This is a genomic window from Paractinoplanes tereljensis (assembly GCF_016862435.1).
Lineage (GTDB): Bacteria > Actinomycetota > Actinomycetes > Mycobacteriales > Micromonosporaceae > Actinoplanes > Actinoplanes tereljensis.
Map to the genome: position 1 here is coordinate 388,105 of NZ_BOMY01000041.1, position 8,572 is coordinate 396,676.

The window sequence follows — 8,572 nt, forward strand, 5'->3', positions numbered from 1 at the left end:
CCGGGTTGGGTCAGCAGGTGCGGCGGTACTTGAGTTCCGGGATGAACCGGGCCCACTCCTCGGCGTCGAGGCCCCGGCCGGTGATCGCGCAGGCGTACTTGGCCGGGTCGTTGCGCAGGCTGTTGAGCTGGCTGTAACTCCACAGTGTCACGGACGGGACGCCGTAGCCGATCACCGTGGTGACCGCGATCGTGCGCCCGTCCGGCCGGAACGCCGCCGACGTCACCGCCTCGCCGAGGGTGGTGCGCATCCGGACCAGCCGGATCGGCTCGGACGGGCTGCTGACGTCCCACAGCTGCGTCGCGTAGTCCAACCCACCGGTGGCCAGGGTGCGGCTGTCGGCGCTGAAGGCCACCGAGCTCAACTTGGCGGTGTGCCCGCCGATGGCGGCGATCCGGACCGGCCGGGCCGGGTTCTTGACGTCCCACAGCATCGTGGTCTTGTCGTCGCTTCCGCTGGCCAGGGTGCGCCCGTCCGGGCTGAAGGCCAGGGCGCCCACGTCGTCGCTGTGCCCGGTCAGGATCGCGAGCTCGGCCGGGGCGGTCCGGTTGGCCAGGGTCCACAGCCGGACCGTGGGATCGTTGTACCCGCCGGTGGCGATGGTGCGGCTGTCGGGGCTGAAGGCCACCGCGCCGCTGTAGCTCCCGGCCAGCTTGCCGAGAAAGACCGGCTTGGCCCGGTTGGTCACGTCCCACAGCCGCAGCCCGGTGTCGGTGACGACGGCCAGGGTGCGCCCGTCCGGGCTGAACGCCAGCGCCCGCGCCGCCGGCTGCAGGTCGAAGTTCATCGGCTGGGCCGACTGCGCGATGTCGGCCAGCGTCACCATCCCCCGGTTCCGGACGGCGGTCGCCACGGTGCGGTGGTCCGGGCTGATCGCCACCGCCTCCAGGACACCGTGGCCCAGGTCCAGGTCGGCGCCGCGGAGCGGACGGCTGGGATCCCGGACGTTCCAGCTGCGGGCCGTTCCGTCCGAGGTGGCGGCGAGCAGCGAGTTGCCGTCCTGGGAGAAGACCGTGGTCTCGGAGGTTCCACCGGACAGGCCGACCGTGGCCAGGCTGGTCCCGGCACCGGGCGGGGTCAGGTTCCAGATGGTCGCCGTGGCCGAGAGGTCGGTGGTGACCAGCTTGTTGGAGTTCAGGAAGGACAGCGTGTTGACCGCACCGCGGGTCTTCAGGGTGACGACCGGATCGGGGCTCGCCGTCGCCGTCTGGTCCCAGACCATCACCGTGCCGTTCTGGTCGGCGCCGGCCACCAGGGTCCCGTCCGGGCTGTAGGCGATCGCCCGGACCCGGCTGGTCAGGCCCTCGATCGCCCAGTACGGCAGGTCCTCGTCGGGCAGGTCCGGCATGGTCGGCGGCGGGCTGAAGGTGTGACCTTCGTCGGGAATGTCCTCGTCGTCGTCATCGTCGGAGAAGGTCGGCATCGGCGGCGGAGTCAGCGCGGGCTCGTCGTCCAGAGCCTTGGCCGCCAGCGCGGCGGTGGTCGCGACCGGGATCGGCGGGTGGCCCGGGGGCACCGGGTCGTTCGGCGTCGGCGTCGACGTGGGCGGAATGGCCTCACCGGGGTACCGGCCGTCCATGTCGTAGAAGCCCATCGAGCCGTCGGCCTCTCCCGCGGCCAGGGTCTGCCCGTCCGGGCTGAACGTCATCGGGATGCCACCGATGCTGAGGATGAGTCGCATCGCCGCCGGGTTACGCCGGTCGGTCAGGTCGTAGACCGGGACGAACCGCCCCGAGTCCACCACCAGGACGCTTCCGTCCGGGCTGAAGGCGAACCGGTTCACCGAGTAGTTGGTGTAACCCGGGAGCCGGGAGAGCTGGGCCGGGTGCAAGCGGTCGGTGGTGTCGTACAAGATCGACACCGACGACGCGTCACCGGTGACGAAGGTGTTCCCGTTCCCGCTGAACGCAACCGCATTGATGATGCCGTCGCTGGGCAGGGTGGCGATCAGGGCCGGCCGGGTCCGGTCCGCGACGTCCCACAGCACCGCCGCGCCCTGCGCGTTCACGTAGGCCAGCGTCCGCCCGTCCGGGCTGAACGCCAGCGAACTGCCCAGGTGGGAGATGCCGGTGGCGACGGCCTTCTGCGGGAGCACGGCCAGCCGGACCGGCGTGCGCGGGTCGGCCACGTTCCACAGCGCGACGCTGAGGTCGCTGCCGATCGCCGCCAGCACGCCGTCCCGGGTGTTGGTGGCCTCGAGCACGCTGTCGATCGCGCCGGCGTAACTGGTCGCGGAGACCACCCCGGTGAGCTGCCGGCGGGTGGTCGCGTCGTTGTTGATGGCCTGGGCCGCCGCGCCCAGCTGCAGAGCGATCTGCGGGGTGTCGGCGAGCGCCGCGGTGGCCTGGGTCATCAGCCGCCGGCTGACCGCGATGCGCTGCTGCTGGTCGGCCTTGGCCTGCTGCTTCGCGGCCTCGGCGGCCGCCTCGTCGGCCAGCCGGCGCTGCTCGGCCGCGATCTGCTCCTGCCGCTCGGCCTCCTGCTGCATCTTCTCGGCGCGGTCGGCCGCCTCCTTGGCGAGGCGCTGCTGTTCCTGCTTGCGGGCCGTCGCCTGATCGGCGAGCCGCCGCTGGCGCTTCGCCTCGGCGGCCGCCTTGGCGGCGAGTCGCTGCTGCTCCTGGGCCTGCTGCTCGGCCTGCTCGGCGGCGGTCTTGGCCTGATCGGCCCGAGCCTGGGCCAGGGTCGCCCGGGCCTGCTGCTGGTCGGCCAGATCCTGCTGCCGGCGCGCCTCCTCGGCGGACCGTTCGGCGCTGTCCCGCTGGGTGTCGGCCACCGCCTTCTGGCGCAGCGCCTCGGCCGCCGCAGCCCGGGCCCGTTCGGCGTTGCGCACCGCCGACATCCCGGTGAACGACGCCAGCAGGGCCAGGACCACCAGGGTCACCACCGCGCCGGAGCGCAGCCGCTTGGCCCGGCGGTGCTGCCGGACGTCCTCACCCTCGAGGTCGTCCTTGCTCATCCCGTGCATCGGGGCGGCCAGCTGGGCGATCGCGTCCCGGAACCGGGAGTGGTGCAGGCTCAGATGCTCGCTGCCGCGGGCCCAGCGCAGGTCGAGGAAGAACGGCTCCTCCGGGAACACCCCGCGCAGCGCGGCCGGCACCGCCGTCGAGTCCTCGGTGAAGTCGCCGCGGGCCTCGTCCCAGGCCCACTCGCCGTCGGTCACCACCGGCAGGATCCGGTTCGCCGACTTCGTGGCGATCCAGTGCTCGATCTCCCGGTTCACCCACGGTGACTCGGCCGCCTCGGGCGAGGCGAGCAGCACGAAGTACTCCGAGCCGTCCATCGCGGTCTGGATCGAGGACCACAGCCCCGGGGTCACCGCCAGGCCGGTCTGGTCCCGGAAGATCCACAGGGCGCGCCGGCGGTGCCACGGCTTCGCGAGCCGGTGCAGACCACGCTGCACGGCCGGCGCGAGCCGCCCGTCGGCAGCATGGCTGTACGAAATGAACCCATCGAAGTTCATGGCATGTCCCCCGGCAGTCGGCACGTCCCGCGACGTCAGATTGTGCATGCCTGCGCCCCACGAGAAAAGGCGAGAGATCGTATCGTCTTGGTTCGTTACCCAGTTGACAGGCCCGGTACGGAGGTCGATGTGCGGTTCGGTGTCACTGGCCATCAGATCCTCCCGCCCAGCATCGTCGACGTCGCGATGCGGCATTGGCGCAGCGTGTTACCGGTGGGTTCGCATCCGCACGGGGTGTCGAACCTCGCCGATGGGGCCGATCAACTGTTCGCGTCACACGTCCTGGCGGCCGGCGGAACTCTGGAGGCGGTTCTGCCATACCAGGGCTACACCGGCTCGACCCGGTTCGACGATCTGCGGCGGGCGGCCGCCAAGGTGATCACGATGCCTTTTCCGGAGGCGAGTGATCAGGCCTTCCTCGCCGCCGGCCAGGCCCTGGTGGACCGGTGCGACCACCTTTTCGCGGTGTGGGACGGCCGGCCGGCCCGTGGACTGGGCGGAACCGCCGACATCGTCGCGTACGCCCGGGCCCTCGGCCGCCCGGTCACCGTGCTGTGGGTGGCCGGCGTACTCCGGACCTGATCAACGGCTGGGCGCGGCGGGCGCTGCCAGGCCCGGCGCGGCCGGGACGGCCAGCTCGGCGAAGAGGCCCGCGGCCAGCTCCCGGTGCGGCCCGCCGTCCGCGCCGTCGAGCGTGGCGGCGATGCCGTCGTGGGCGCGGGCCTGCTCGTACCGGTCGCCGATCTCCCGGGCCAGGATCAGCGCCTGCTCGTGCTGGGCGCGGGCCTCGGTCGCGTCGCCCGCGGCCCGCAGCACCTGACCGAGGTCGTTGACGGCCTCGGCCTCGCTGGCCCGGTCCCCGATCCGCCGGTGCAGCAGCAGGGCGCGGCCCAGGTGACCGGCCGCCTCGGTGAGTCGGCCACCGTGCGCGTACACCGCGGCGAGGTCGGTCAGCGCGTACGCCTCGGCCGTCCGGTCGCCGGCCAGCCGGATCGCGGCCAGGCTGCGCTCCAGGTGGACGCCGGCCTGTTCGAGGTCGCCCGGCTGGTGCGAGAGCCGGGCCAGGAGCGACAGCACGTAGGCCTCGCTGTACCAGTCGCCGAGCTTGGTGACCAGCTCCAGGGCACCCCGCAGCCGGGTCACCGCCTGCGCCTCGTCGCCGAGCCGGGCGTCGACCCGGCCGAGCTGCACCGACGCGTCGGCCTGCCCGGCGATGTCGCCCAGCCGCTCGTAGTGCGCCGAGGCCCGCCGGTAGTGATCGGCGGCCTGCCGGTAGTCGCCCAGCCGCCAGTGCACGCTGCCCAGGTTGCGCAACGCCACCGCCTCGGCCGCGTGTTCGCCGAGGTCGGCGTACAGCATGAGGGCCTGTTGGTAGGTCTCGGCGGCCTCGTCGAGGCGGCCCTGCCGCCGGTGCAACCGGCCCAGATCGGACAGTGCGCGGGCCTGCGCCTCCCGGTCGCCGAGGGCCCGGGCCGACGACACCGCGGAGGCGGTGACGGTGGCCGCCTCGGCCACCGGGCCGCCGGCGTCGAGGTAGCGGAACAGGGTGCCGGCCAGCGCGACGGCAAACCTATAAAAACCGTGCGCGGCGGCGTACGTGCAGGAGGCGGCCAGGTTGGGCCGTTCCGCCTCGATCCAGGCCCGGGCCGCGTCCGGGTCGCCGGCGACGACCGCGCCCTCCGGGTACAGCGTCGCCATCGCCGCGACCGAACCGGCCAGGTAGTGGTCGAACAGGCTGGTCAGCGCGGCCGTCCGCGCCGGGGCCGGGTCCTGCGCGGCGGCGAGCTCGGCGGCGTACGCCCGCAGCAGGTCGTGCATGCCGTACCGGCCGCCCCGGCCGGCGTGCACCAGGCTGGCCCGGACCAGCACGCCGAGCAGCCGCCGGGCCTCGCCGGTGTCGGTGCCGGACAGCGCCGCGACCGCGTCGACGTGCACGCTGTCGCCCGGATGAAGGCCGAGCAGCCGGAACATCCGGGCCGCGTCGGCCGGCAGGTTTTGGTACGACCAGGAGAACACCGCGCGGACCTCGGCCCGCGGGTCGCCGGCGTCGAGCAGATCCAGCCGCATCCGGTGATCGCCCAGCTCGTCGACCAGTTCGGCGAGCGAGACATCGGTGCGCGCGGCGGCCAGCTCGGCGGCGATCCGCAGGGCCAGCGGCAACCGGGCACAGGCCGCGGCCAGGTCTTCGGCCACCGACGTCTCGCGGTCGACCCGGGCGCCGATCAGGCGGCGCAGCAGCACCACCGCGTCCGGCAGGGGCAGCAGATCCAGGTTGATCCGTTCGGCGCCGTGGATCGCCACCATGCCGGGCAGCGAGTCCCGGCTGGTGATCAGCACCAGGCAGGAGCCGGTGCCGGGCAGCAGCGGGCGGACCTGCTCCACCGAGGACGCGTTGTCCAGCAGCACCAGCATCCGGCGCCCGGTCAGCTCGGACCGGTACCGGCCGGCGCGTTCCTCGACGCCCGGCGGGATCTCCGGCCCGGCCACGCCGAGCGCGGTCAGGAAGCCGGCCAGCGCGTCGCCGACCGCCACCGGCTGCTCGGTGTCGTAGCCGCGCAGGTTCACGTAGAGCTGACCGTCCGGAAAGGCCTCCCGCACCCGGTGCGCCCACCGGACGGCGAGGGCGGACTTGCCCACCCCGGCCGTACCGGACAGCAGCACGACGGTCAGCGGCGGCTCGTCGCCGTCCGGCGGCGCCAGCGACCGGTCCAGGGCGGCCAGTTCCCGGTCCCGCCCGGTGAACGCACGCACGTCGGCCGGCAGCTGGGACGGCACGTTCGGCCGGGCCGGCGGCGCGGCGGCGGCCGCCTTGGCCGTGACGGTGAGGGTGGGGTCGGCGGCGAGGATGCGCTCGTGCAGCCGGCGCAGCCCGGCCCCCGGGTCGCTGCCGAGTTCGTCGGCGAGCAGGTGGCGGATCCGCCGGTACTGCTCGTCGGCGTCGGCCTGCCGGCCGCACCGGTACAGGGCGAGCATCAGCTGCTCGGTCAGCCGTTCGTCGAGCGGGTGCTCGGCCACCGCGGCGGACAGCGACGGCAGCACCTCGGCGTGCCGGCCGAGCCGCAGCAGCACGTCGTGGTGGTCCAGCACGGCGGCGAACCGCTCGCCCAGCAGCGACTGCCGCATCGAGTCGAGCCACGGGGTGTCCAGACCGGCGAACGGCTCCCCGCGCCACAGGCCGAGCGCCTGGGTGAGCAGTTCGGCGGCGGACCGGTCGGACTCGGCCGACCGGGCCTGGGTGATGAGCCGGCGGAACGCGTGCAGATCCACCGTCTGCGGGTCGGCGGTCAGGACGTAGCCGCCGGGCCGGCGCTCGATGCCCACCTCGGCGGCGTCGGCGACGGCCCGCCGCAGCCGGGAAAGGTAGCTGTAGAGCGCGCCGTCGGCCCGCTGCGGAGCGTCGTCACCCCAGACCCGGTCGATCAGCTGATCGACCGTGACCGGACGCCCGGCTTCGACCAGCAGCACCGCGAGCACGCTGCGCTGCCGGGCATGCCCGAGGGCGACCGGATGGCCGGCGACCTGGGCCTCCACCGAGCCGAGCACCCCGAACTGAGCCGTCAACTGACCTCCGCACACTCCCAGACTGGACATGCTCACCAGGACATTCAAGATATCCACAAGGTGCGCGCCAAGTCTTGCATGCTTCCCGCAAGGTACGTCGACGACTATTGATCTCGTTGCAGGGAACAGGTCGCCCTCGCCCGGTTGGCGCAGCGTAACGGGGGAATCGGGACGCGAGGGTGAAACCTTGAGCGACGGGCGACCTGCCCTGCATCAAACCACTGGCTGCATCCGTGGTCGCTGCCCCCAGACTCGGCGACCACGGATGCGAATTTATCCGGCACACTCTCCGCATGGCAGATGTGATGGTGCTCGGCGCCGGCGCGGCCGGCCTCGCCGTGGCGGCCCGGCTCAAGACTCACGGCGTGCACAGTGTCGTCCTGGAACGCGGTCCCGGGGTGGCCACCAGCTGGCGCGGCCGATACGACCGGCTCCGCCTGCACACCATCCGCCAGCTGTCCGGCCTGCCGGGTTTCCCCATCCCCCGCCAGTACGGCCGGTGGGTCCGGCGCGACGACCTGGTGCGCTACCTGGAGTCCTACGCGGAGCGCTTCGCCCTCGACGTCCGCACCGGCACCACCGTGGAGCGGGTCAAGCCCGGCGCCGACGGCTGGTCGCTGCAGCTGGGCGACGGCTCCGAGGAATCGGCCCGCACCCTGATCGTCGCGACCGGCTACCTGCACACACCGGTGGTGCCGCCGTGGCCCGGCAAGGAGTCCTGGACCGGCGCGCTGACCCACTCGGCGTCGTACCGCAACGCGGAACCCTTCCGCGGCCAGAATGTCCTGGTGGTCGGGGTCGGCAACAGCGGCGCCGAGATCGCCACCGACCTGGCCGAGGGCGGCGCCGCGTCGGTGAGCCTGGCGATCCGCACCCCGCCGCACATCGTCCGCCGCGAGACGGCGGGCTGGCCGGCCCAGATGAACGGCCTGCTGCTGGGCGGCCTGCCGGAGAAGGCGTTCAACACGATGGCCGCCACGATGGCCCGCCTCGAGGTGCCGGACCTGCGCCCGTACGGCATCGCCCGCCCGGCTGAGGGCCTGAAGACCCGCTTGCGCACCCAGCGTTACGTGCCGCTGCAGGACGTAGGCATCGTCCGCGACGTGCTGGCCGGCCGCGTCCGCCCGGTAGCGGCCGTCGAGAGCTTCACCGCGACCTCGGTACAGCTGGCCGACGGCACCACCCTGCAGCCGGACGCGATAGTCGCCGCCACCGGCTACGGCACCGGCCTGCGCGACCTCTTCGACGACCCGGCACTGTTCGACGAGACCGGCGTCCCGCTGATCCACGGCGGTCCCCCGGCCCGCCCCGGCCTGCATTTCATGGGCTACGACGTCACCCTCGGCGGCATGCTCCGCCAGGCAGCGATCGAGGCCCGCCGGGTGGCCAAGGCAGTCGGAACGACCCGCTAGAAACCTTTATGAGTACGCGCCACCCCGGTCCCGTGGCACTCGGTCCCGGTAGGTGCAACTCGCCCTCCGCGCGCCCGCTGCGGGCGGGCCCGGCAACTTCCGGTGAGAACCCGGCCGCCGAGGCGGCCGGACCGGCGGA

General features: G+C 73.3%; 4 protein-coding genes. 2 read left to right on the forward strand and 2 right to left on the reverse strand.

The genetic code is table 11. The annotated features are described in order from the left end of the window. Positions 1 to 10: 10 nt before the first annotated feature. On the reverse strand, positions 11 to 3,460 hold the full coding sequence (locus Ate02nite_RS32240; RefSeq protein ID WP_203811619.1) for a toll/interleukin-1 receptor domain-containing protein: 3,450 nt from the start codon (positions 3,458 to 3,460) through the stop codon (positions 11 to 13). 129 nt (positions 3,461 to 3,589) lie between these two features. Between Ate02nite_RS32240 and Ate02nite_RS32245 the strand changes: the two genes are divergently transcribed. Beyond that, entirely contained in the window at positions 3,590 to 4,042 is a 453-nt protein-coding gene (locus Ate02nite_RS32245) for a hypothetical protein (protein ID WP_203811620.1), read from the forward strand. Here the strand turns inward: Ate02nite_RS32245 and Ate02nite_RS32250 are convergent, their stop codons facing one another. Then, complete coding sequence (locus tag Ate02nite_RS32250; RefSeq protein ID WP_203811621.1) at positions 4,043 to 7,051, reverse strand: AfsR/SARP family transcriptional regulator; 3,009 nt, start codon at positions 7,049 to 7,051, stop codon at positions 4,043 to 4,045. A 263-nt stretch (positions 7,052 to 7,314) separates the two neighbouring features. On the opposite strand from Ate02nite_RS32250, the gene Ate02nite_RS32255 reads away from it, so the two are divergent. Further along, on the forward strand, positions 7,315 to 8,433 hold the full coding sequence (locus Ate02nite_RS32255) for a flavin-containing monooxygenase (RefSeq protein ID WP_239147853.1): 1,119 nt from the start codon (positions 7,315 to 7,317) through the stop codon (positions 8,431 to 8,433). Positions 8,434 to 8,572: the final 139 nt, after the last annotated feature.

Coding starts and splice junctions, on each gene's coding strand:
- Ate02nite_RS32240 (WP_203811619.1), bottom strand. CDS start 3,460: ATGAACTTCGATGGGTTCATTTCGTACAGCCATGCTGCCGACGGGCGG.
- Ate02nite_RS32255 (WP_239147853.1), top strand. CDS start 7,315: ATGGCAGATGTGATGGTGCTCGGCGCCGGCGCGGCCGGCCTCGCCGTG.
- Ate02nite_RS32250 (WP_203811621.1), bottom strand. CDS start 7,051: ATGTCCAGTCTGGGAGTGTGCGGAGGTCAGTTGACGGCTCAGTTCGGG.